At 32.8% G+C, this 22,582-nt stretch carries 23 protein-coding genes; 6 read left to right on the top strand and 17 right to left on the bottom strand.

Going from position 1 to position 22,582, the window contains the following annotated elements; all coding sequences use genetic code 11:
* Nucleotides 1-10: 10 nt before the first annotated feature.
* Nucleotides 11-1,015, bottom strand: a complete 1,005-nt coding sequence (gene gap / locus J8M14_RS10435) for a type I glyceraldehyde-3-phosphate dehydrogenase (RefSeq protein WP_211074555.1) — start codon at nucleotides 1,013-1,015, stop codon at nucleotides 11-13.
* Nucleotides 1,016-1,042: 27 nt separating this feature from the next.
* Nucleotides 1,043-1,915 (bottom strand): lipoyl synthase, encoded by an 873-nt coding sequence (gene lipA / locus J8M14_RS10430; RefSeq protein WP_211074554.1) that lies wholly within the window; start codon nucleotides 1,913-1,915, stop codon nucleotides 1,043-1,045.
* 478 nt (nucleotides 1,916-2,393) lie between these two features.
* On the opposite strand from lipA, the gene J8M14_RS10425 reads away from it, so the two are divergent.
* Nucleotides 2,394-2,645, top strand: a complete 252-nt coding sequence (locus tag J8M14_RS10425) for a hypothetical protein (protein WP_211074553.1) — start codon at nucleotides 2,394-2,396, stop codon at nucleotides 2,643-2,645.
* Nucleotides 2,646-2,710: 65 nt separating this feature from the next.
* Here the strand turns inward: J8M14_RS10425 and J8M14_RS10420 are convergent, their stop codons facing one another.
* The 4 genes from J8M14_RS10420 to J8M14_RS10405 form a co-directional block, all read right to left on the bottom strand.
* Nucleotides 2,711-3,286, bottom strand: a complete 576-nt coding sequence (locus J8M14_RS10420; RefSeq protein ID WP_211074552.1) for a sigma-70 family RNA polymerase sigma factor — start codon at nucleotides 3,284-3,286, stop codon at nucleotides 2,711-2,713.
* 41 nt (nucleotides 3,287-3,327) lie between these two features.
* Nucleotides 3,328-3,534 carry a membrane or secreted protein gene (locus tag J8M14_RS10415; protein ID WP_211074551.1) on the bottom strand — a complete coding sequence of 69 codons (207 nt, stop codon included), beginning with the start codon at nucleotides 3,532-3,534 and terminating at the stop codon, nucleotides 3,328-3,330.
* 156 nt (nucleotides 3,535-3,690) lie between these two features.
* Nucleotides 3,691-4,704: a UDP-N-acetylmuramate dehydrogenase gene (murB, locus tag J8M14_RS10410; protein WP_211074550.1), complete on the bottom strand. Its 1,014-nt coding sequence runs from the start codon at nucleotides 4,702-4,704 to the stop codon at nucleotides 3,691-3,693.
* The gene (locus J8M14_RS10405; RefSeq protein WP_211074549.1) at nucleotides 4,701-5,894 is read right to left on the bottom strand and encodes a pyridoxal phosphate-dependent aminotransferase; all 1,194 of its coding nucleotides are present in this window, start codon (nucleotides 5,892-5,894) and stop codon (nucleotides 4,701-4,703) included. The genes murB and J8M14_RS10405 overlap by 4 nt, the downstream gene beginning before the upstream one ends.
* A 219-nt stretch (nucleotides 5,895-6,113) precedes the next feature.
* On the opposite strand from J8M14_RS10405, the gene J8M14_RS10400 reads away from it, so the two are divergent.
* Complete coding sequence (locus tag J8M14_RS10400) at nucleotides 6,114-7,367, top strand: aspartyl protease family protein (protein WP_211074548.1); 1,254 nt, start codon at nucleotides 6,114-6,116, stop codon at nucleotides 7,365-7,367.
* A 51-nt stretch (nucleotides 7,368-7,418) separates the two neighbouring features.
* Here the strand turns inward: J8M14_RS10400 and J8M14_RS10395 are convergent, their stop codons facing one another.
* A complete protein-coding gene (locus J8M14_RS10395) occupies nucleotides 7,419-7,826 on the bottom strand; it encodes a DUF1573 domain-containing protein (protein ID WP_211074547.1) in 408 nt (135 codons plus the stop codon).
* A 126-nt stretch (nucleotides 7,827-7,952) separates the two neighbouring features.
* Here J8M14_RS10395 and J8M14_RS10390 point away from each other — a divergent pair, with 126 nt between their 5' ends.
* Complete coding sequence (locus tag J8M14_RS10390; RefSeq protein ID WP_211074546.1) at nucleotides 7,953-10,583, top strand: valine--tRNA ligase; 2,631 nt, start codon at nucleotides 7,953-7,955, stop codon at nucleotides 10,581-10,583.
* A 61-nt stretch (nucleotides 10,584-10,644) separates the two neighbouring features.
* Here J8M14_RS10390 and J8M14_RS10385 read toward each other — a convergent pair whose 3' ends face one another.
* The 6 genes from J8M14_RS10385 to rsfS all read right to left on the bottom strand — a co-directional run bounded on the left by J8M14_RS10385 (nucleotide 10,645) and on the right by rsfS (nucleotide 15,424).
* A complete protein-coding gene (locus tag J8M14_RS10385; RefSeq protein WP_211074545.1) occupies nucleotides 10,645-10,911 on the bottom strand; it encodes an acyl-CoA-binding protein in 267 nt (88 codons plus the stop codon).
* Nucleotides 10,912-10,916: 5 nt separating this feature from the next.
* On the bottom strand, nucleotides 10,917-11,564 hold the full coding sequence (locus J8M14_RS10380) for a phosphatidylserine decarboxylase family protein (RefSeq protein WP_211074544.1): 648 nt from the start codon (nucleotides 11,562-11,564) through the stop codon (nucleotides 10,917-10,919).
* Complete coding sequence (locus tag J8M14_RS10375) at nucleotides 11,554-12,357, bottom strand: phosphatidate cytidylyltransferase (RefSeq protein ID WP_211074543.1); 804 nt, start codon at nucleotides 12,355-12,357, stop codon at nucleotides 11,554-11,556. Before J8M14_RS10375 ends, J8M14_RS10380 begins: the two co-directional genes overlap by 11 nt.
* A 1-nt stretch (nucleotide 12,358) precedes the next feature.
* Nucleotides 12,359-12,970 carry an LUD domain-containing protein gene (locus J8M14_RS10370; RefSeq protein ID WP_211074542.1) on the bottom strand — a complete coding sequence of 204 codons (612 nt, stop codon included), beginning with the start codon at nucleotides 12,968-12,970 and terminating at the stop codon, nucleotides 12,359-12,361.
* Nucleotides 12,971-13,088: 118 nt separating this feature from the next.
* Nucleotides 13,089-15,038: an ATP-dependent zinc metalloprotease FtsH gene (gene ftsH, locus J8M14_RS10365; protein ID WP_211074541.1), complete on the bottom strand. Its 1,950-nt coding sequence runs from the start codon at nucleotides 15,036-15,038 to the stop codon at nucleotides 13,089-13,091.
* 14 nt (nucleotides 15,039-15,052) lie between these two features.
* A complete protein-coding gene (rsfS, locus tag J8M14_RS10360) occupies nucleotides 15,053-15,424 on the bottom strand; it encodes a ribosome silencing factor (RefSeq protein WP_211074540.1) in 372 nt (123 codons plus the stop codon).
* Between the two features lie 89 nt (nucleotides 15,425-15,513).
* Between rsfS and J8M14_RS10355 the strand changes: the two genes are divergently transcribed.
* Complete coding sequence (locus J8M14_RS10355) at nucleotides 15,514-16,245, top strand: biotin--[acetyl-CoA-carboxylase] ligase (RefSeq protein ID WP_211074539.1); 732 nt, start codon at nucleotides 15,514-15,516, stop codon at nucleotides 16,243-16,245.
* Here the strand turns inward: J8M14_RS10355 and J8M14_RS10350 are convergent, their stop codons facing one another.
* Together J8M14_RS10350 and pyrE are read right to left on the bottom strand one after the other, a co-directional pair.
* Entirely contained in the window at nucleotides 16,246-16,638 is a 393-nt protein-coding gene (locus J8M14_RS10350) for an SRPBCC family protein (RefSeq protein ID WP_211074538.1), read from the bottom strand. It lies immediately after the preceding gene.
* Between the two features lie 15 nt (nucleotides 16,639-16,653).
* Entirely contained in the window at nucleotides 16,654-17,295 is a 642-nt protein-coding gene (gene pyrE / locus J8M14_RS10345) for an orotate phosphoribosyltransferase (RefSeq protein WP_211074537.1), read from the bottom strand.
* Between the two features lie 8 nt (nucleotides 17,296-17,303).
* Here pyrE and J8M14_RS10340 point away from each other — a divergent pair, with 8 nt between their 5' ends.
* Nucleotides 17,304-17,912, top strand: a complete 609-nt coding sequence (locus J8M14_RS10340; protein ID WP_211074536.1) for an NUDIX domain-containing protein — start codon at nucleotides 17,304-17,306, stop codon at nucleotides 17,910-17,912.
* Here the strand turns inward: J8M14_RS10340 and J8M14_RS10335 are convergent.
* On the bottom strand, nucleotides 17,904-19,649 hold the full coding sequence (locus tag J8M14_RS10335; RefSeq protein ID WP_211074535.1) for a M14 family metallopeptidase: 1,746 nt from the start codon (nucleotides 19,647-19,649) through the stop codon (nucleotides 17,904-17,906). The two genes, J8M14_RS10340 and J8M14_RS10335, sit on opposite strands and share 9 nt — an antisense overlap.
* A gap of 141 nt (nucleotides 19,650-19,790) precedes the next feature.
* Here J8M14_RS10335 and J8M14_RS10330 point away from each other — a divergent pair, with 141 nt between their 5' ends.
* Nucleotides 19,791-21,389 (top strand): SulP family inorganic anion transporter, encoded by a 1,599-nt coding sequence (locus J8M14_RS10330; protein WP_211074534.1) that lies wholly within the window; start codon nucleotides 19,791-19,793, stop codon nucleotides 21,387-21,389.
* Between the two features lie 235 nt (nucleotides 21,390-21,624).
* Here the strand turns inward: J8M14_RS10330 and J8M14_RS10325 are convergent, their stop codons facing one another.
* Nucleotides 21,625-22,446: a class I SAM-dependent methyltransferase gene (locus J8M14_RS10325; protein WP_211074533.1), complete on the bottom strand. Its 822-nt coding sequence runs from the start codon at nucleotides 22,444-22,446 to the stop codon at nucleotides 21,625-21,627.
* Nucleotides 22,447-22,582 lie beyond the last annotated feature (136 nt).

Below are 22,582 nucleotides of genomic sequence, written 5' to 3'. Positions count from 1 at the left end.
ACTAAGATAGTTATTTCTTACAAATGCTAATAATTAAATCAATTATTCTATTACTATAACCTATTTCATTATCATACCAACCTATGATTTTTACCATCTTTCCGATGACTGATGTCATTAAAGAGTCAAAAACACAAGAATATGGGTTTCCTATAATATCTATAGATACAATTGGATCTTCGGTATATGAAAGAATGCCTTCTAGAGACGTCTCTGAGGCTTTTTTGAAGCTGTTGTTGATTTCCTCAATTGTGGTTTCCCTTTTTACATTTAAAGTGATATCGGTAAGTGATCCATTAGGAACAGGTACTCTAATACCACATCCGCCAATAACATTACTTAATTCGGGAAAGATTTTAGTTAAGGCCTTTGCTGCACCTGTAGTAGTGGGTACTATGGATTGACTGGCGGCTCTTGCTCTTCTAAGGTCACGATGAGGTTGATCGTGTAAGCTTTGGTCAGTAGTATAGCTATGGACCGTAGTAATGTATGCTTGCTCAATTCCACAAAGATCATTAACGACCTTTATCATCGGGGCTGCATTATTGGTAGTACAAGAAGCATTAGAAACTATTTTTTCCGTACCATCCAGAATATCTTCGTTTACCCCGAGGACTACTGTTTTTATATTCTCATCGATTGGTGGGGCGGATAGAATTACTTTTTTAGCTCCAGCTATAATATGTTTGTTGGCCTCTTCTTTAGTTTTAAATTTTCCTGTGGCCTCTACTACAATATCTATATTTTGATGCTTCCAATTACAGTTTTCAGGATCCTTCTCATTACTTACTGTAATTGATCGATCTCCAATAAGTATGTGATTAGCGGTATGTGATATTTTTTGCTGTAATACTCCGTGGATACTATCGTATTTAAGGAGATGTGCTAAAGTTTTTGTATCTGCTAGGTCATTTATAGCTACAACTTCTATAAGGGGATGGTCAATTAATAACCTAAAGAGATTGCGTCCAATTCTACCAAAACCATTTATAGCTATTCTTATAGGAGTATTCATTCAATCTTTTTGATTGTATAAAAAATATTAAGTTAAATGTTTTTGAGCTTTATACGAAGATCTTACTAAAGCACCACTTTCTACATGTCTGAAGCCCATTTCTAAACCAATCTCTTCATATTTTTTGAACTGATCAGGAGTTATAAATTCTTTAACCGGTAAGTGCTTTTTGCTAGGTTGTAGGTATTGACCAATAGTTACAATATCCAGATTTACAGCTCTTAGATCTTTTAGTGTTTGTATAACTTCTTCTTCAGTTTCTCCAAGGCCAAGCATAATTCCACTTTTTGTGCGATTAATACCATTATCTTTTAGGTATTTCAAAACTTGTAAGCTTTGTTCATATTTTGCTTGAATTCTAACTTCCCGGGTTAGTCTTTTTACTGTTTCCATGTTATGAGAAACAACTTCTGGCTTAACCGCTATAATTCTGTCAATATTCTTAGTTTTACCTTGAAAATCAGGAATCAACGTCTCCAAAGTTGTTTCAGGATTCATTCTACGAATTGCTTGTATCGTTTCTGACCATATTATAGAGCCTCCATCTTGTAAATCATCTCTGTCGACGGAAGTAACAACAGCATGTTTTATATTCATAATTTTTATAGAACGTGCAACTTTTTCAGGTTCTTCCCAATCTACTGTTTCAGGTCTCCCGGTTTTTACACCACAGAAACCGCAAGAACGTGTACAGATATTACCTAAAATCATAAAAGTAGCCGTTCCCTCACTCCAGCATTCGCCCATATTTGGACAACTACCGGAAGTACATATAGTGTGTAAGTTGTACTTGTCTACCAAACCACGAAGTTCAGTATATTTTTTTCCTGTAGGCAGTTTGACACGTAACCATTTCGGTTTCCCTTTTGGCGGTGCTACAGTTGCAACATCATTGTTCATATCTGCAAAATTTTGAACAAAAGTACGAAGAAAGGGTATATTAATAATGAGTTTATTATAAACTTAGGATTTTCTTTTTTTAATTTTTAGTTTTTTTTTTGAAATTATAGATGTCTTATTAATGTTCACTAAGAATTAATACTCAGGACATAGTTTTTTAACAATAAAAGAAGGTGGGAGGTATTTGCTAATAATTCCGTAAGGGGAATTTTTATACTGTAAACAGAGGTGAAGTGTTAAATAATTGAATAAACTCTTTAAAAACAGTTGTTTCTGTAAACAATTGATGGTAAATTGTACAATATTTACTTGTCAAATAAGAATAAAAACTACGGTTAAACCATAATAAAGTTATGGTTTTATTATTGTTAATAGCTTTACTTTTTATATTTTTGGCATAATAATCTTAGAAAGATTATGGTAATATTAGCTTAACCCCATTTTTTATTTTTTAAAAAAAAGTTAAAAACCAAAATTTATGAGTACGCGTAAACCAATGTCTGAGGAAGAAGTTAGACAAGCAAAAAGGTTAGCAAAGGATAGGAAGCGAGTAGAGAGATGGTTATTGAAAAACCAAAAGTTTATCAATATCACAGGTATTGAAAAAGAAATTACAGCTCCTAAAGGATTAGTTCAGAAATTTATCAAATATGATAAAAAGATTAATGATAAATGGATCGATCCATTACATACAGTGATTAAAGAAATTTCTTCTTTTAAGCTTAAGTAAAGCTAATTTAACTTTTAGATAAACCTCCATCACATTTGGAGGTTTGTTTTTTCTATTTTAGAAATCTAACTTTTTGTTTTAGTATCGTTTATTATTTCGGCTAGTAATTTTTTAGCCCTAAGTAATTTCACTTTAATATTGTTTATAGGCTCTTCAAGAGTTTCAGAAATTTCTTTGTATGAAAGTTCTTGAAAATAACGAAGGTTTATAACCTCTTGGTAATGAGGTTTTAGTTGTTTGATAAATCTTAATAATTGTGCTAAATTTTGTTCAGTAATAAGTTTGTCTTCTGGGGTAGGGTTGTCATCTATAATCTTATAAACAGAATCATCAACCTCTGTTGTAGTCCTAGAACGAATTGAAGCATCTTTTTTTCTTAAAAGATCAATGTGTATATTTTTTGAAATTTGAATTAACCAAGTTTTGAAATTATACTCTTCTTTAAAAGTGTGGATTTTATCAAAGGCTCTTGAAAAACTTTGAATAGTTATATCTTCAGCTTCATACTCATTCAGAGTTCTTTTTAATTGAAAACCATAAACTTCATTCCAGAAAGTATCAAGAAGATAATTGAACGCCGATTGTTCACCTTCTTTAGCCTTTTTAATATATTTTGTTAGAGTTGAAGATTCTTTTTTCAAGGACTTATTTTCTTAAAGAATATCTTTTCTTTTACAGAGAATTATTTAGAATGTTCTTGTTCGTTACAGTTAGCGTATTGATCAGGGGTCTTACCACATAAAGAACAAGATTCTTCTTCTTTGTTAAGAAAAGGACTTTGGCTTGCACAAGTTCCTGCAAATTTTCCATCTTTTTTTGCCCATAGCTTAATTGCGATTCCTGCAAACGCTAATAAAAGTAAAACCACCGTAAGTAATAGAAGTTTCATATTGAAAGATTATCAAAATTAATTGCAAAGATACAAAGAATGAGAAGGTAAGAAGATTTTAGATACAAAAATTAACTATTCAGATATTGCTTTTTTTGAAGAAAAACCATAAAATAATAACTGGAATGAAAATATTTTAAATTTTGTTTTTAATTTTTATATAATATTGACTTCCGTTTCTAATTCTATAGAAAACTTATTCATTACTTCTTGTTGAATTTTTTTTGATATATCAAGTATTTCTTCACCAGATGCATTGTCATAATTTACAAGAACCAGTGCTTGTTTTTTGTGTACACCGGCATCTCCCCAGCGTTTTCCTTTAAAGCCGCATTGTTCAATAAGCCATCCTGCCGGAACCTTTATCGAGGTGTCATCAATTACATAATGAGGAATTTCTGGATATGAAGCTTGTAGTTTATTAAATACATTTGAAGAAATCACTGGGTTTTTGAAAAAACTACCACTATTCCCTATTTCCGAAGGGTCAGGAAGTTTACTTTTTCTTATTTGAATTACGGCTTCAGAAATATCTTTAATCGTTGGTGTTGATATGTTTTTTTCTGCTAAAGCATTTTCTATAGCGCCATAACTTTGATTAAGGATGTGATTTTTTGCGGTGAGCTTAAAAGTAACTTTGGTGATTACGTATTTATTTTTTGCTTTATTTTTAAAAATAGAATTTCGATAACCAAATTCACATTCTTTGCTAGAAAAAGTATGTTTCTTACCGCTTTTAAGACCTATAGCATCACAACTAATAAAAGTATCTTTTAATTCTACTCCATAGGCCCCTATGTTTTGTATTGGGGCACTGCCGACATAACCAGGTATTAGAGATAAATTTTCTAAGCCTCCATAATTATTCTGAATACAGTATTGTACAAAATCATGCCAGTTTTCTCCTGCTTGTGCAGATACTAAAACCGTATTATCGGGTTGTAGTTTTGATTCTATTCCCTTAATTGCAATATGCACAACTAATTTTTCGATGTTTTTAGTCAAAAGCATATTACTTCCTCCGCTTAAAATAAATATATCTTTATTGTTATATTTAGAAATTACCTGCAATAATTCATCTTCTGATGTGATTTTTATAAATTCATCAGCAGTAACGTCTATACCAAAAGTATTATACTCTTTAAGGGATTTGTTATACTCTATCTTCATGAATTAGTATATTTTTCTAAAGCTAACTTCAATATAGTAATTGCTTTTTTTAGGTCTCTTCTGTTTAAAACATATGCAATTCTTACTTGATTTTTACCTTCATTAGGGCTAGAATAAAATCCAGAAGCTGGTGCAAGCATCACAGTTTGCTTATCTACATCAAATTTGTCTAAGAGCCATTCTGCAAAATGATCAGTATCATTAATAGGTAACTCTGCTATGCAATAAAAAGCTCCATTAGGTATGGCAACCTTAACTCCAGGGATCTCTCTTAACCCTGATACTAAGGTGTCTCTTCGTTCTTTATATTTAGCAACCGTTTCTTTGTAATACGATTCTGGTGCTTCGAGTGCAGCTTCACTTGCTATTTGTGCAAAAGTTGGCGGACTTAATCTCGCTTGTGCAAATTTCATTGCAGTCTGTATAACGCTTTTGTTTTTACTTACCATACAGCCTATTCTAGCACCACACATACTGTATCGTTTAGACACAGAGTCTATAACAATAGCATGTTCATTTAGATCCCTTTCCTGAAGGATAGAATAATGATCAGAACCATCATATACAAAGTCTCGATATACTTCATCAGATATTAGGAATAAATCGTGTTTGATTGCTAATTCCGCAAGTTGTTGTATTTCTTCTTTACTATATAAATACCCTGTAGGATTACCTGGATTACAAATTAATATTGCTTTGGTTTTTGTGGTAATAAGTTTTTCAAATTCTTTTATAGCTGGTAACGCAAACCCTGTTTCAATTTTAGAAATTACAGGGACCACTTTAATTGTGGATTGTGTAGAAAAACTATAATAATTTGCATAAAATGGTTCCGGAACAATAATTTCATCTCCAGGATCGGTAATACTTCCCATTGTGAAAATTAAAGCTTCACTACCCCCGGTTGTGACTAAAATATCATCAGAAGATATAGTTATATCATGTTTTGCATAGAATCCGGCTAATTTTTTTCTAAAACTTTCAAAGCCGGCAGAATGACTATAGGCCAGCACATCAACCGTGTGATTTCGAACGGCTTCTAATGCTTCCGTCGGAGTTTTAATATCAGGTTGACCGATATTAAGATGATAAATATGCTTGCCTTCTTTTACAGCTTTTTCTGCAAAAGGAGCCAATTTGCGAATTGGAGATTCCGGCATAGCCTTACCTTTACTTGATACAACGGGCATTAAAGTTTGGTTTAAAATATAAAATAGCGGTAAATTTCTTAAATTATTTAAGAAATAGATGTCTAATCGACATTAATTTTCAACTATTTTTCTATATTTAGGAAAAAGGAGATTTTGTTATTGGATTTTTATCATTTCATTAATAATAGAGTTTTAATTCTATTATTGTTTCTTAATGTCACAGTTTTAGCTCAAGGTAGCTTTAAACTTCCTAATGGAGTGAAGAAAGATAAGATAAAGTTTGAACTTGCAAATAACCTTGTAATTATCCCCGTAAACCTTAATGGTGTTGATCTTTCTTTTATTCTGGATACTGGGGTGAACTCAACAATTATATTTAGTGCAGAAGATAGAGATTCATTAGAATTGCGTAACGCTACCAAAATTTATCTTAGAGGTCTTGGAAAAGGTGGGGCAGTAGAGGCTGTGAAATCTGTGGGGAATGATTTGAAAATAGGACAATCAAGAAGTAGGAATCATACGGTTTACTTGGTTTTTGATGAGACCATAAATTTTTCGCCACAAATGGGATTTCCTATCCATGGGGTTATAGGGTATGATTTTTTTAAGGATTTTATTTTAGATATAAGCTATTCAAATAGAGTCATAAAGATAAATAAACCTGGATTTTACACTTATAAAAAGTGTAGAAAATGCTATAGGACAAAACTAAGGTTTCCAGATAATAAGAGACCTTATATGGATGTTAAGCATATGTCTAAAAATGGACAAGTAAATCTAAATATGCTAATAGATTCTGGTTCTGGATCTGCACTATGGCTTTTTGAGAATGAAGAGTTGGGGATCAAAGTACCTGAGAATTCTTTTGAAGATTATTTGGGTAAAGGTTTTTCAGGTAATATATACGGAAGGAGATCTAAAATAAATAGTTTGGTAATTGGTGATTTTGTTTTAAGAAACGTTACTACTTCATTTCCGGATTCAATTAACTTAAAAAGAATATCCACAAAAGATAGACAAGGATCCATTGGAGGTAGTATATTAAGAAGGTTTAACTTGATTGTGGATTATCCTAATAAAAAAATATCGTTTAAGAAGAATGGCTATTTTGATAAGCCTTTTTTCTATAATATGAGTGGTCTTACGATACAGCATAATGGAATTAGAATTGATGAAGATTATGTAAAAAGAAGAGAGGATAATTCTTATGAGGTGAAAAATGTTACTATAAAGAAAGATGCTGTTTCTTTTGATAGAGAACTGTCAAGTTTTACTTACAGCCTACAGCCAAAATACGAGATTTTGGATATAAGACCTAATTCACCGGCAGAAATAGCGGGATTAAAAAAGGGAGATATTGTTCTAGAAGTTAATGGAAAAAAAGCTCATTATTATAAACTTTCCGACCTCAATGATCTTTTTTATTCTGAGGAAGGAAAGAAAATTAGAATTAAAATAGAAAGATTGGGTGTCCAAATGAAGTATACATTCTTTCTTAAAAAAGTGATATAAAAAAAGAGCTGTTTTTAAAACAGCTCCTTTTAGTTAAAGTAAGTATTTTACTTAGTTTTTCTTTTCAAGAACACTTTTATTAGTGTCTAAAACTGTTCCTTTAATTTTTATTGACATTGTAGGATTATCCGCGGCATTAGAATTTACAGTAACCGTTTTTCGAATAGGCCCCACTCTTTTGGTGTCATATTTTACTTCAATAATTCCAGTTTCTCCTGGAGCAATTGGTCCTTCAGGCTTTTTAGGAATAGTGCAGCCACAGCTAGAGTATACCTTAGAAATAACCAAAGGAGCATTTCCTGTATTTGTAAACTCAAACTGGCGAACGCCATCACTACCTTTAGCTATTTCGCCATAATCAATAACTTCAGTTTTAAATTTTATTTCTGCTTTGGCATCTTGGGCATTCAAATTAAATCCCAGAAAACCAATAAATAAAATCATTATAACTTTTTTCATAATGTAGGTTTTTATAATGTGTAAAAGTAGTTACTTTTTATCCAACTTCAAAATTGCAAAAGACTTTCAAGTTGTCGTATATAATAATTACTTTTGCACTCTAAAACTCAAAAACTAGACCAAAGTATGTCTTTAGCAGGAAAATATGATGCAAAATCGGTAGAAGATAAGTGGTATGATTACTGGACTCAGCATAATTACTTTCATTCAGAAATTGATGATAGAGAGGCGTATACTATCGTAATTCCACCGCCAAATGTTACTGGAGTCTTGCATATGGGACATATGCTTAATAATACAATACAGGATGTGTTGATTAGAAGAGCTCGCCTTAAGGGTTATAATGCTTGCTGGGTACCTGGTACTGATCATGCTTCTATAGCGACAGAAGCTAAGGTTGTTGCTAAGTTAAAGGAAGATGGGATCAATAAAAATGACCTCACTAGAGAAGAGTTTTTAGAACATGCTTGGGAATGGACACATAAACATGGGGGGATAATTCTGGAACAACTTAAAAAATTGGGAGCTTCTTGTGATTGGGAACGTACGGCTTTTACTATGGATGACAATTTGTCTGCTTCTGTGATCAAAGTTTTTGTAGACCTGTATAACAAAGGGTTGATTTATAGAGGGTATCGGATGGTGAACTGGGATCCGGAAGCGAAGACTACCCTATCTGATGAAGAAGTTATTTATGAGGAGAAACAGGGTAACTTATATTATTTAAAGTATAAAATTGAAGGAAGCGATGATACCCTTACTATTGCTACAACTCGTCCTGAAACTATTATGGGTGATACAGCGATATGTATTAACCCAAATGATGAACGTTTTGCTCATCTCAGAGGTAAAAAAGCTATTGTTCCCATTGCCAATCGATCGATTCCAATTATTGAAGACGAGTATGTAGATATGGAGTTTGGTACAGGGTGTCTTAAAGTAACACCTGCTCACGATCCGAATGATAAAGTGTTAGGTGATAAGCATAGCCTGGAAGTTATAGATATTTTTAATGATGATGCAACACTTAATACTTTTGGCTTGCATTATGAAGGAAAAGATCGTTTTGTAGCCCGTAAAGAAATTATAAAGGAGTTAGATGGTATTGGTGTTTTAGAAAAAACAGAGACACATCTTAATAAAGTGGGAACAAGCGAACGAACTAAGGCCGTTATAGAGCCTAAACTAAGTGATCAATGGTTCTTGAAAATGGAAGACCTTGCTAAACCTGCCTTGGAGGCAGTTATAGGTAAGGACGTGAATCTAGTTCCTGAAAAGTTTGTAAATACATATCGCCATTGGATGGAAAATGTTAGAGATTGGAATATATCTCGTCAATTGTGGTGGGGACATCAGATTCCTGCTTATTTCTATGGAGATGGAAAAGAAGATTTTGTTGTTGCAGAGAGTAGGGAGGAAGCGCTGATTTTAGCTAAAGAAAAAACTGGTAATAGTAATTTAATAGATACTGATCTAACTCAGGATCCAGATGCATTGGATACCTGGTTTTCTTCTTGGTTATGGCCAATGAGTGTATTCAATGGTATTTTGGAGCCCGAAAACGATGAAATTAATTATTATTATCCTACAAATGATTTGGTAACCGCTCCGGAAATTTTGTTTTTTTGGGTGGCTAGAATGATTATTGCTGGATATGAATACAGAAAGGAAAAACCATTTACTAATGTGTATCTTACAGGTATTGTAAGAGATAAGCAAAGACGGAAAATGTCTAAGTCTTTAGGTAATTCTCCTGATCCATTAGATTTAATTGATCAATATGGTGCTGATGGTATTCGAGTTGGAATGTTGTTGAGTTCTCCAGCTGGTAATGATTTAATGTTTGATGAAGACTTGTGTAAACAAGGTAGTGGTTTTGTAAATAAAATTTGGAACGCCTTTAGGTTAATAAAAGGTTGGAAAATTGATTCTAATATAGAACAACCTGAAGCATCTAAAATTGCAATAGAATGGTATCAATCAAGATTTCAACAGGCCTTATTAGAACTGGAAGATAGTTATGCTAAATATCGAATTAGTGATGCACTAATGACCACCTATAAGTTAGTATGGGATGATTTCTGTAGCTGGTTGTTAGAGATGATTAAGCCAGCTTTCGGTAGTCCTATTGATACTAAAACGTATAATGAGGTGATAGCTATTCTAGAAGATAATCTAAAGATTCTTCATCCTTTTGTGCCTTTTATTTCAGAGGAAATTTGGCAGCAGATTGCAGATAGAACTCCAAAAGAGGCATTAATTATTTCTAGTTGGCCTACATCAAAAGCGGTTAATGAAGGTTTGATTAAGGAATTCGATATAGCTTCAGAAGTAGTTTCTGGAATTAGAACTATTCGTAAAGAGAAGAATATTTCGTTTAAAGAAACTATAGAGTTATCAGTGCTAAATAGTGAAAAATTAAGTTCAACTTTTGATACCGTTATTAGTAAATTAGGTAATTTGTCTTCCTTAAATTATGTTGATGCAAAAGTGGATGGGGCTTTATCCTTTAGAGTTAAATCTAATGAGTATTTTATTCCAATTTCTGGGGCAATTAATGTGGAAGAAGAAATAAAGAAACTTACAGAAGAACTTACGTATACAGAGGGGTTTTTAAAGTCTGTTCAGAAAAAATTGCAGAACGAGCGTTTTGTTAATAATGCTCCTGAGCAAGTGATTGCTAATGAACGAAAGAAAGAAGCTGACGCTGAAGCCAAGATTGCTACTCTAAAATCTAGTTTAGCAAGTCTTTCTTAAGCTTAAGATATAGAATATTGTCCAAAAAAAAGAAAGCTTTGATGAATAGTCAAAGCTTTTTTTAATCTGTAATATGTTTATTGACTAGTTCGATATACTTTATTTTAGCTTCTAAGGCAGTAAGATTTTTAACCTGAAAAAGCGCATTCAGCTTAAAAGCATTTCTAAGTTCACTGTCGCCAGATGGAGTGTAAAAACCGTCAGTATGTGTAGCTTGTTTGTAGTGTGCGTAGAAATGTAACATAATATCCGGCGGAAGCTGTATTTGTGTGTTACAAGCACGATGATATGCTTTCTCGAAGGCAATATTTATTTCTTCTTCGGTCATAATAATTATACATGAGCTATAATGCTTTCTCCGCCTCTCACTTTTTGATCGAGAGAGACATTTATTTTAGTTCCAATAGGTAAAAACACATCAACTCTTGATCCAAATTTGATAAAACCGCTATCTGAGCCTTGAATAACTTTTTCACCTTCTTTGGCATAATTTACAATTCTTTTAGCTAATGCTCCGGCAATTTGTCTGTAGAGTATTTCTATGATATTGTTCTTAACAACAACCGTTGTTCTTTCGTTTTCTTCAGATGCCTTAGGGTGCCAGGCAACTAAATACTTACCTGGGTGATATTTACTAAAAGCTACTTCGCCATTAATAGGGTATCTGGTTACATGAACATTTATTGGAGACATAAATATAGAAACCTGAAGTCTATTTTCTTTAAAATACTCTTTTTCGAATACTTCTTCAATAACCACAACTTTTCCATCTACAGGAGCTACGACAGTATGTTCGTCTATTTGAGTTTTTCTTTTAGGGTTTCTGAAAAATTGTAGAATCAGAATTAGAAATGCTAAAGTAACCACAAATATGGAAATTATCCATTCTTGTAGTTGTATAGCTACATATGAAGCTACATTAATACCTAGAAAAAGTACTATGGCAACCGAGATGATTTTATATCCTTCTTTATGGAACATATTTTAAAATTTGTAAAAATGCATATAAAAATGGGCTGGCAAATATAATGCTATCTAAGCGATCAAAAATGCCTCCATGTCCAGGCATTATAGAGCCACTATCTTTTACTCCTGCTTGTCTTTTGAATTTAGATTGTATAAGATCACCCAGAGTACCAAAAATACTCATTATTATGCTTATAATCAACCAAACGTATATAGATAAAGTGTCGGAGAAAGTGGAAATAAGGTATCCTGCTAATAAAGAAAAAACAAAACCTCCGGCAAATCCCTCAATTGTTTTTTTAGGAGATATTCGTTCTAATAATTTATGTTTCCCAAAATTTTTGCCAACCAGATATGCAAAAGTATCATTAGTCCAGGCAATTAAAAAAGGTCCAGCTATTATTATAGGTTCATATTTTCCGTTATAGATTGGTATTAATGTTAAAAATATAATGGAAGTAATAAGATAGAAAATGCTTGTTAAGTATTTTCTTTTTTCGAACATGGGTATGATTCGTATAGTTACCAAATCCTTAACTAAAAAAACTTCTGTAACTATCGTAAGCATTAATACGGGAACAGTAATATACCATCTATCCTCAACAAATTGAAATAGAATGATGAATAGAATAAAGATGATGTATAACCTTTTATTTCTTAGATGGATTAATTTCTGAAATTCATAAATACATATAATACCGAAGATAAAGAACACACCAATAAAAGTGTATCTAGAAATAAAGATAGAAGCCAGTAATATCGATACATATAAAAATCCCGATAATGACCGTGTAAGTAATTCCTTCATATTATAAATCTTCCAACAGCAGCAAATATAGATTTTTTGAGCTACTTCCGTAACTTAAGAAGTCTTTTTCTTTTTGTGTTTCGAAGTTTTTAATAGTAGTGATATTTGAAGGAATTGAGTTTTTATTTTTTTCTTTTATTCCTTTTAGACCTTCTCCAATACTTTTAACCAGTTGACTGGTAGATGCTAATATTACAAAATTGTCTGGCAGTTCTGTTAGTTTTTTTTCTTTAAGCTGATTCGAAGAAACTAAAATAGAACCACTGTCGGCAATTAAATATTCGCAAGTAGCAAAAAAGAATGATCCCGAAATGTTTTTTACATAATTAAGGTTGTAACCAGAAAATTTATGTTCCAGCCCAATATCAAAACAGCATACGTCTGTTTCGTACCAATCATTTTCTAATAGAATTTTGTCAAAAGAATCTAAAACTTCATTTTCATTATCACAATACAAGAATTTACCGCCATTTCTTTTGAAATTAATCATAAAGCTTTCATCAACTGGTAGGTTGATTTCTGGCATGTACTTACTGCGATCTTCTACGTGTCGTTCTTTATTCTTTTGGTCTGATTTAGATTTTGAGGAAAATATTCTTCTAAATAGACTCATATTTAGTGCTACGATTCGGGATTACAATTTTACAATACCTTCAAAGATAAAAAAAATCTTAACCTAATATTCTGTTAGGTTAAGATTTTTCATTTTACAAGTAAAAACTATTTAGGTTTTATGAAGGTTCAACAACAGTTTCTTCTTCCTTTTTACCAAATGGTCTTTCTCCAAATATCTTCTCTAAGTTATCCTTAAAAATAACTTCTTTCTCTAATAATACTTCAGCAAGCTGAGTAAGTTTGTCTTTGTTATTCTCTAGCAATTCTATAGCTCTTTGATATTGAGTTTCTATAATATTAGAGATTTCTTTATCGATTAACTCACTAGTTTGCTCACTGTAAGGTTTAGTGAAATTATATTCACTTTGCCCTGAAGAATCATAATATGTAAGGTTCCCAACTTTATCATTTAATCCATAGACTGTAACCATAGCTCTGGCTTGTTTGGTTACTTTCTCTAAATCGCTTAATGCTCCGGTTGAGATCTCATCAAACATTACTTTCTCTGCAGCACGACCACCAAGTGCAGCACACATTTCATCTAGCATTTGATTTGGTCTTACAATTAGCCTTTCTTCCGGAAGATACCAAGCGGCACCTAATGATTGTCCACGAGGTACAATAGTTACTTTTACCAATGGAGCAGCGTGTTCCAACATCCAGCTTACAGTAGCGTGTCCGGCTTCATGAAATGCAATAGCTCTTTTTTCTTCAGGAGTAATAATTTTGTTCTTTTTCTCTAATCCACCAACAATTCTATCTACCGCATCTAAGAAATCTTGTTTTCCAACAGCTTTGTTGCCTTTTCTTGCTGCAATTAAAGCAGCTTCGTTACATACATTGGCGATATCTGCACCAGAAAACCCCGGAGTTTGTTTGGATAAAAAATCAGTATCTAAACCTTCTACTTTCTTAAGAGGTTTTAGATGTACTTCAAATATTTCTTTACGTTCTCTAACGTCAGGAAGGTCAACATAGATTTGTCTGTCAAAACGTCCAGCACGCATTAATGCTTTATCAAGTACATCAGCCCTGTTGGTAGCAGCAATAACAATAACGTTGGTATTGGTTCCAAAACCATCCATCTCAGTAAGGAGCTGGTTTAATGTGTTTTCTCTCTCGTCATTAGATCCTGAGAAATTACTTTTTCCTCTTGCTCTACCTATTGCGTCAATTTCATCAATAAATATAATAGCAGGAGATTTTTCTTTAGCTTGTTTGAATAAATCACGTACACGTGATGCACCAACACCTACAAACATCTCTACAAAGTCTGATCCTGATAAAGAAAAGAAAGGTACTTTTGCTTCTCCGGCAACCGCCTTAGCTAATAGTGTTTTTCCTGTTCCGGGAGGACCTACCAATAATGCTCCTTTAGGGATTTTACCACCAAGAGATGTATATTTTTCAGGATTTTTTAAGAAGTCTACTATTTCCTGAACTTCTTCTTTTGCTCCTTCTAGACCTGCAACATTTTCAAAAGAAACTTTTACTTCTGTATTTTGATCAAATAGCTTGGCTTTAGATTTTCCTATGTTAAAAATTTGTCCTCCAGCACCACCTCCGGCACCACCACTCATTCTACGCATAATAAATATCCATACCCCAATAATCAAAGCAAAGGGCAGGAGAGTAACAAAAATTTCTCCCCAGAAATTATTTTCAGTATCATAAATTACCTGAGTATCTAATCCATTATCTTCCTTAACTTTAGCAATTTCGTTTTCGAAGTTTTGTAAATCTCCAAACTCGAATTGATAATCAGGTTCACCAGGACCAACGGGTAATATAGATTTTGGCTTTTTGTTTTTGTGTTTTTCTAAAGCCTTTGCTTCTGGAGTCAGAAATACTTTTGCTTCTCTTCTATTCAGTATAACTACTTTTTCTACTTCTCCATTACTTAAAAAACTCTGAAAATCAGAAGGAGTTGTTTTTGGAGCAGATCCCCATCCACTTCCTCCCAGGAAATTAAGTGCTAAAAAACCAACAATAATTATTGCATAAATCCAATATGCACTGAATTTTGGTTTCTTATTAGGTTCTATTTTTTTATTGTCTTTTGCCATTTAGGTTTTCTCTTTTAATAATTTGTTTCAATCACAGTAGTCTTTGCATCTCCCCATAGTCCTTCAATATCATAGAATTCTCTTATATGTTTTTGGAAAACATGTACTACTACATTCACATAATCAATTAGCACCCATTCAGCATTTTCACTTCCTTCTACATGCCAGGGTTTGTCTTTTAATTCTTTACTTACAGTTTTCTGGACAGAATTAACGATTGCATTTACTTGGGTATTAGAAGTACCATTGCAGATAACAAAGTAACTACAGACTGTATTTTCGATCTCGCGTAAGTCTAAAATATTGATGTCATTACCTTTTACTTCTTCAATACCTTTTATGATTTGAGTGATTAATTGATCAGTACTGATTTCTTTTTTAGTCATGCATTTTTTTAATTTGTGTAAAGTTATTACTTTTTATCATTTTAATGTCTGTAATATCCGACATTTGTAAAACTTTTACACCTTATTACATGCATATAATCAAAGTTGATGCCATTGACTCTACAAATACGTTTTTAAAAGACTTAAATAGAGAAAAGAATCTGGTTACGTCGGTTTGTGTAACAGCTAATGAACAGAAAGCTGGTAAAGGTCAGATGGGTACAGTGTGGCAGAGTAATTATGCCGAAAACCTTACTTGTAGCGTGTTTATACCTGTTGAAGGATTAAAGTTAGAGGATCAATTTTTTGTTTCAATAGTAACATCTCTGGCAATATGTGATACCTTAAAAAATCTATTAATACCTAAAATATCCATAAAATGGCCTAACGACATTCTGTCAGATCGATTAAAGATTTGTGGAGTTTTAATAGAGAATTTGGTTAAGAATGGCAGATTGAGTGGTGCGATTATTGGTATCGGGTTGAATATAAATCAAATTAAATTCGATAACCTTCCTCAAGCGGGATCTCTAAAGTTAGTTTCTGGACAGAATTTTAATATTGAAGAGGTTTTAAATTTGTTATTAAAAAATATTGAAAATGGATTTTCAAAACTAAATCCTTTAAATTTCAAATACCTAAGAGATGAATATCATTCTTTGCTTTTTAGAAAAAATAAGCCCTCTACATTTTTAGATACAGAGGGCAATTCTTTTGTGGGTATTATCCAAGCAATTACCAATGAAGGAAAATTACAGGTTCTACTCGAAGACGAAATTCTCGAAGATTATGATCTTAAAGAAATCAAGCTATTATATTAATTATAGCTTTCCGATATTTTCGCTAAGTGTATTGATAAAGTTTTGAATAGGATTTTTAATCATCATAGACATCATAGCATTAAACTGACCATCAAAGGTTAGTTTTGTTGTGCTTTTTCCATCTTCAGTATTTGTGATGTCTGCTGTTAAAGTGAAAGGAAGTTTATCACTTGCAGCACCAAGTACAACTTGGCTTGATGGAGTATTTTCTTTTTGGTCTAGTACCAATTCCGGCATTCCTTTTAATTGAAAAAGAAATCTAGAATCACTAATTTTTTCGAATTTTTGTTTGCTTTCAGGCATTAGTTGTTCAAAATTTTCAACCTTAATTAAAAATTCAAAAACTTCTTCTGCTGTTTTATTTACAGTTACCGTAGGGCTTTCTAAGTTCATAATATTGTTTGATTATTAAATATTCCACTCTGCTGGATTAGTTCTCCAGCTTTGCAGTGTGTTTTTCTGGTCTTCAGTGATATAACTAGTATCCAGTGCTTGTTCCAGAAGGTTCTCATAATTACTTAAAGTGTGCAAAGATAGTGCCGCTTCTTCAAAATTTTGATCTGCAATATCAAATCCATAGTTAAAGATGGCTACCATGCCTTTTACGTGAGCATCAACTTCTTTAAGTGCTTTGACAGCATTTAGGCTACTTTTTCCAGTACTGATAAGATCCTCTACAACAACTACGTTTTTTCCGGTAGGTACAATGCCTTCTATTTGATTCTTTCTACCATGTTTTTTTGCTTCAGGACGAACATATATAAAAGGAAGGTTTAATTGCTCAGCAACTAACATACCAATTCCAATAGCTCCGGTAGCTACTCCTGCAATTACATCCGGTTTGCCATATTCTTCCTCAATAAACTTTGCAAGGTTCTCTCTCAGGTAGTTTCGGATTACTGGATAAGAAAGTGTAATGCGGTTATCACAGTAAATAGGAGACTTCCAGCCGGATGCCCATGTAAAGGGCTCTTGTGGTTGTAATTTAATTGCATTAATTTGCAACAATAGCTCAGCAGTTTTTTTTGCTGTATTTTTATCAAAAATCATAGTTGCAAATGTATAAAGTTTTTGTGAATAATACGCCTATTATTCTGTCTACAAAAAAGACTATTGAAGGTTATAAAACAATACCTGTCAAAGAAGTTGATTTTCCGAAAATTATACGAGATATTCTAGCTAAAGAAGGTGGGGATAAAGAACCAAAATATCATTTTTATCATAAAACTGAAGGTAAGTTGTTAGAACATTTGTATGCTAAACTGCCAGTGGTTTTAGCAGGTGGAGGTAAAGTATATAATGCGAAAAAAGAAATTTTATTTATTCATCGTAATGGTAAATGGGATCTACCAAAAGGCAAAGCTGAAAAGAAAGAAGATATGCAAACCACTGCAATTCGAGAAGTAGAAGAAGAGACAGGGGTAAATGGGTTAGAGGTTACAAAGTTTTTATATAAAACGTATCATGTTTTTAAAAGAAATCGAGAGTTCAGATTAAAGGTTACGTATTGGTTCGAGATGAAAACTGATTATGATGGTGAGTTAGTGCCACAAAAGAATGAAGGGATTATGAAAGTAAAATGGAAGGATAAGAAAAAAACAAAAAAAGCTTTGTTGGATTCTTATGCTAATATTAAGTTGTTATTTTCTCATGATTATTTATCTTAATACGCGATACACCGGATATCTAAAATGTGCCTTTTCATAATGATCTGATTGTTTATGAAGCCAATCCAGTTGTGCATACCAATTTTTAGAAAAAGTAGTATCTTTTTTCTTTTCCTCAAATTGTAAACGTAACTTATCATTGTTAATTAGTAACTCTGAAGCCTTGTCTTCCCATACATAAGGAGAGAACCCTTCTTTTTGTTGTAATATAGTGTCAAAGAAATTCCAGTTAAAAAAGGAATCTGGTGCTTGGGGTTCAAGAGTCTCTAATAAATATCTAAATCCTTTTTGGTTTGTAGGAACAATAATATCTCCTTTTCTAAAGGTTATATCTTCTTTACTTTTTTGTACAGAAGTAGTATGGTGAGGATAATGTCCTTCATAAGGTGTTTTTCGACTTTTGTAATCTTTAATATGATATACTTCCACAGAAATTGTGGAGTCTTTAGTCAAAGTTTTAAATTCAACCTGATTGAGTTGTAGTAATTCAATTACATTCCACCATCCTTGTGGGATAATGTATGCTTGCGGTATAGTAACTTCGGTTGTTGGAGTGAAATAGTTCTGGTAACTAACCTCTTCTGTGTATGGCTTGTTTTGATCATATTTTAAACGTTTAGCACCTGTAACTTTGCTATCGACATATTCTCCTTCATAGCCTTTGAACTTAAATTTGGTTACTTGAGTAGTATCAACTTCCCAGTTTACAGGATAGGTATTTTGCTTTGGTAATTCTGCAAAAGCTTTATTACGTAGTAATCTGATTTTTTTACCGTCTTTTTCTGTAATCGTAATCATAGATTTCATCAATTCATAAGTTCCTTCAACTCTTTGCTTATAGGGTTTTAGCATATGCGTTTCTACCATCATTCCCAAAGTGTTCCAGAGTGTTGTAAACCCCGTGGAATATCTTGGTGAATCCATAAATTGTATCCAGCCTTTATCAGGAGTGGTTCCCCATACGTTAACATAAGGAGTGATATCCCATTTTTTTGTAGAAAGTGAAGCTTCTAATTGTGGTTGCATTTCTTTGTGCAAATAATTACCTAGTTCACCACCGAGTTTATTATGCTGTGTAAACAAATGGGTTAATGTATATTGATAATCAGCTCCGTTACTCACATGGTTATCAATGAAAACATCTGGTTGTACTAAATGAAATATTTCTGCAAATGCATTAGCATTTTTGGTATCATTTTTTATGAAGTCACGATTAAGATCATAATTACGAGCATTACCTCTAAAACCATATTCTTTCGGTCCATTTTGATTGGTTCTGGTTCCAGAATTTCGGTTTAACGCACCGCCAATATTATATATTGGAATGGCTGCTAAAACTGTATTTTCAGGAACGTTAATATTGCCTTTTACGATATCTCTAAATAACAACATTGTAGCGTCGATGCCATCACTTTCTCCAGGGTGAATACCGTTATTGATCAATAGAACTTGCTTAGTTTGTCTTATTTTTTTAAAATCAAATACTTTATCCGGATTCAGAGTGACAAGGTGTAAAGGGTAGCCACTATCTGTCATTCCAATTTCCTGAATATTGATTTCTGGATAAGCTTCAGCAAGTTTTTTATAATAGGTAATCACTTCGGGGTAGGTTGGTGTTTCAGTTCCTTTACTTTTTTCAAAAGTAGTGGTGAAATCATAGTTTTTGTTACTCTTCTTTTCCGAGATATTACAGGAAATTATAAGGAGGGAGCTTAAGATAAATGTGATTTTTTGCATAAGAGATATGTATGATGGTCTAAATATAGTGAGTTTTCTGATTTTAGAATCTTCTACAACGTTTTAGTGTGAAATAGAATTCAGATCAGCTTGTACACCAGTAAAATAAACGTATTTTTGCACCCTCAAAATACCATAGCTATGACTGAGTTTGTAAAAAAGAGAGTGGCAAATGCCAAGAATGATATTTTATCAGGATTAACTGTTGCACTAGCATTAGTTCCGGAAGCTGTTGCTTTTGCGTTTGTAGCAGGTGTAGATCCATTGGTTGGGTTGTATGCAGCTTTTATGATTGGGTTGATTACCTCTGTTTTTGGAGGTAGACCCGGAATGATTTCAGGAGCAACCGGAGCGTTAGCAGTAGTTATGGTTAGTTTGGTTGCTGAAGGAAATGCTATGGGTGCCCCAGAAGAAGAACTTGGTCTATACTATTTGTTTGCAACCGTAATCCTTATGGGGTTTATACAAATGCTAGCGGGAGTTTTAAAACTAGGGAAGTTTGTACGTTTAATTCCTCATCCAGTGATGATGGGGTTCGTAAATGGATTGGCGATTGTAATCTTCCTTTCTCAATTAGGAATGTTTAAATCATTTCAGAATGGTGAAAAAGTGTGGATGCTAGGAACTGACTTATGGGTTATGTTGGCATTAGTGGGGCTAACTATGTTAATTATGTGGGGATTGCCAAAAATAAAGGCTACAGCTAAGTTACCAGAGGCACTTATTGGTATTATAGTAGTATCTGCAATCGTGATTTTAGGAAAACTAGATGTGGCTACAGTTGGTAGTTTTATTAGAGATGGTGGAGGAGAAGGTTTAAAAGGAGGTTTGCCACAGTTCCAATTTGATATCTTTAATAAAGTCCCAATGAATTGGGAAACATTTAAATTCATTGGTCCTTATGCATTAATATTGGCTGCGATTGGACTGATAGAATCATTAATGACTTTAAATCTTATTGATGAGTTGACTGAAACTCGCGGAAATTCTAACAGAGAATGCCTTGCTCAGGGAGGTGCGAATATTGTTACAGGCTTGTTCGGAGGAATGGGTGGTTGTGCAATGATTGGTCAATCTATTATTAATATCAAAGGTGGTGGACGTACCAGATTATCTGGTATTGTAGCAGCGGTGACATTGTTATTGTTTATTCTTTTTGCTTCTGGTTTAATAGAGCAAGTTCCTATAGCAGCTTTAGTTGGAGTGATGTTTATGGTGGTGATTGGTACATTTGCCTGGTCTAGTTTTAGAATCCTAAATAAAATTCCACTTACTGATGCTATTGTGTTGATTTCTGTTTCTTTATTAACTGTATTCTTTGATTTAGCCGTTGCTGTAATTGCTGGAGTAATTATGTCAGCATTAGCATTTGCCTGGGAAAATGCTAAAAAGATTAGAGCTAGGAAGCATGTAAAAGAAGATGGTACCAAAGTGTATGAAATATGGGGACCTCTGTTCTTTGGAAGCATACAGGCATTTAACGCTAAGTTTGATGTGGCCAATGATCCTGATAAAGTAGAAATTGACTTTATAGAATCACGAGTAAGTGATCATTCTGCATTAGAAGCAATATTTAATCTGGTTGGTAAGTATGAAGAAGCCGGTAAAAAAGTTAAAATAAAACACTTGAGTGAAGAATGTCAGGCTTTAATGATCAAAGCTTCTCCTAGATTAGCGAGCGTGATAGAGCACGATATTGATGATCCAAGATATCACGTAATGGCTAATGCTATGAAATAGGAAGTAGAGGGGTTTTCTTGGGGATGAAATAAAAAAAAGGGTACATCAAAAAACAATGTATCCTTTTTTAAGTAGGTAAAGTTAAGTCTTAAACTCGATAGGTTTTGGGGAATATTCACCAAATATAACTAAAAATATTTAACATTGTGGTTTTACAGTAAAAAAAATAATGTTTTATTATCGTTTTAATTATTAGATTGTTACCATAAATATCTTTTTAAGAGTATTGTTATAACTAAATCCTTTCTAAGATGTACATATTCTCATTAAGAATTTGAGATTTATTATCAATTTTACAGTCAGGAGCATAAAGCTTAGATAACTCGAATTCGTCTGTATATTCTTTTAAATGATATCCATCGATCTTTTCATAAAATGAATGTGTAGTAGTTTGATGCATAAATGAATCATTAGTGTCATTATGACTATCAAAATAGTGTAATAGACGTTGATATACTTCTGTGCTTTCTATTTCAGGAAGATATGATACGCTTCCTACTTGATCACCAGTTTCTTGTAGCTCTTTAAAAATCCTAAAAAGTTTATCAGTAGTGTTTTGATTTAAAAAGAATAAAACGCCTTCCAATACTATAAATGTTGGTTCTTTTTTTATTAAAGGTTTGATGATATTGATGATTTCTTCTTCAGTTTGAATGTTGAAATCTACACTTGCGTACTTAATATCCCTTTGAGGTAATTTTCCTTGGGTTATCCAAAGATCAATTCTTTCCTTTTTATAGTCTATAATATCTTTTTTATCAATTTCGATTGTAGAAACGTTATTCATCATCTGAAACTGGTACATACTGAAACCTGCTCCAAAATTAATTAAGGTGCCTCCATTATTAGCTTCAAAAAAAGATGTTAAGCTTTCATGAAAGAATCGATTCCTGAGGCTATGTAATATGGCCTCATGCTCCGAAACATTTTTTAGAATATCTGGGATCAAGGCATCGGTTGATGGATTATTCCATAGTTTGGCATATGTATCTTTGCTTACATCTTCATGATGTGATCTGTAAGTGGATACTACAAAAGCGGTTTCGTGAACTTGCATGAAATTGTTTTAATCGATTCTAGTATCTAAAGTATTAAAACAATATATTTTGTAGATTCTTTTGGTTTTACTTAAAGTAAGTTTTAAGTTAACTTTATGAATTTGAAAGTAAAACTATGGTTGTGGGAGGGAATGT

This window comes from Aquimarina sp. MMG016 (genome assembly GCF_018100805.1).
GTDB lineage: Bacteria > Bacteroidota > Bacteroidia > Flavobacteriales > Flavobacteriaceae > Aquimarina.
The sequence above is the reverse complement of the archived record's forward strand: the minus strand, read 5'-3'. Positions and strand labels throughout refer to the sequence as shown.